Raw genomic sequence first — 1,717 nt, forward strand, 5'->3', positions numbered from 1 at the left:
TTCTCTAGAAAGGAGGTGATCCAGCCGCAGGTTCCCCTACGGCTACCTTGTTACGACTTCACCCCAGTCACGAACCCCGCCGTGGTAAGCGCCCTCCTTGCGGTTAGGCTACCCACTTCTGGCGGAACCCGCTCCCATGGTGTGACGGGCGGTGTGTACAAGACCCGGGAACGTATTCACCGCGACATGCTGATCCGCGATTACTAGCGATTCCGACTTCATGCAGGCGAGTTGCAGCCTACAATCCGGACTACGATCGGCTTTCTGGGATTGGCTCCACCTCGCGGCTTGGCAACCCTCTGTACCGACCATTGTATGACGTGTGAAGCCCTACCCATAAGGGCCATGAGGACTTGACGTCATCCCCACCTTCCTCCGGTTTGTCACCGGCAGTCTCGTTAAAGTGCCCAACCAAATGATGGCAATTAACGACAAGGGTTGCGCTCGTTGCGGGACTTAACCCAACATCTCACGACACGAGCTGACGACAGCCATGCAGCACCTGTGTCCAGGCTCCCTTTCGGGCACCAAGCCATCTCTGGCAAGTTCCTGGCATGTCAAGGGTAGGTAAGGTTTTTCGCGTTGCATCGAATTAATCCACATCATCCACCGCTTGTGCGGGTCCCCGTCAATTCCTTTGAGTTTTAACCTTGCGGCCGTACTCCCCAGGCGGTCAACTTCACGCGTTAGCTCCGTTACTAAAAGGTTTTACCCTCCCAACAACTAGTTGACATCGTTTAGGGCGTGGACTACCAGGGTATCTAATCCTGTTTGCTCCCCACGCTTTCGTGCATGAGCGTCAGTATTGGCCCAGGGGGCTGCCTTCGCCATCGGTGTTCCTCCACATCTCTACGCATTTCACTGCTACACGTGGAATTCCACCCCCCTCTGCCATACTCTAGTCTTCCAGTCATAAGCGCAGTTCCCAGGTTGAGCCCGGGGATTTCACGCCTATCTTAAAAAACCGCCTGCGCACGCTTTACGCCCAGTAATTCCGATTAACGCTCGCACCCTACGTATTACCGCGGCTGCTGGCACGTAGTTAGCCGGTGCTTCTTATTCCGGTACCGTCATCCACGCTGGGTATTAGCCAACGCGATTTCTTCCCGGCCGAAAGAGCTTTACAACCCGAAGGCCTTCTTCACTCACGCGGCATGGCTGGATCAGGGTTGCCCCCATTGTCCAAAATTCCCCACTGCTGCCTCCCGTAGGAGTCTGGACCGTGTCTCAGTTCCAGTGTGGCGGATCATCCTCTCAGACCCGCTACAGATCGTCGCCTTGGTAGGCCTTTACCCCACCAACTAGCTAATCTGACATCGGCCGCTCCGGGAGCACAAGGCCCGAAGGTCCCCTGCTTTCCTGCGCACAGAATATGCGGTATTAGCTATCCTTTCGGATAGTTATCCCCCACTCCCGGGTACGTTCCGATGCATTACTCACCCGTTCGCCACTCGCCACCAGACCGAAGTCCGTGCTGCCGTTCGACTTGCATGTGTAAGGCATGCCGCCAGCGTTCAATCTGAGCCAGGATCAAACTCTTCAGTTCAATCCAACAAACTCGCAAATTCACTGACGGTAGATTTCTCTACCTCGATGGATCTCTCCATCTTATTTAGTGCGTTTGCCTTAATACATTTCGTGGCCGAAACCACTGCATCAAGACACCCACACCTATCGGTTGTCCAAACTTTTAAAGAGCATCGCCGCGCCAAATCAA

1 rRNA gene is annotated in these 1,717 nt (G+C 54.7%); it reads right to left on the reverse strand.

The annotated features are described in order from the left end of the window. Window positions 1-8: 8 nt before the first annotated feature. Window positions 9-1,546: ribosomal RNA gene (locus G471_RS0100535) — 16S ribosomal RNA — on the reverse strand. Window positions 1,547-1,717: the final 171 nt, after the last annotated feature.

This window comes from Azonexus hydrophilus DSM 23864 (assembly GCF_000429605.1).
Classification (GTDB): Bacteria; Pseudomonadota; Gammaproteobacteria; order Burkholderiales; family Rhodocyclaceae; genus Azonexus; species Azonexus hydrophilus.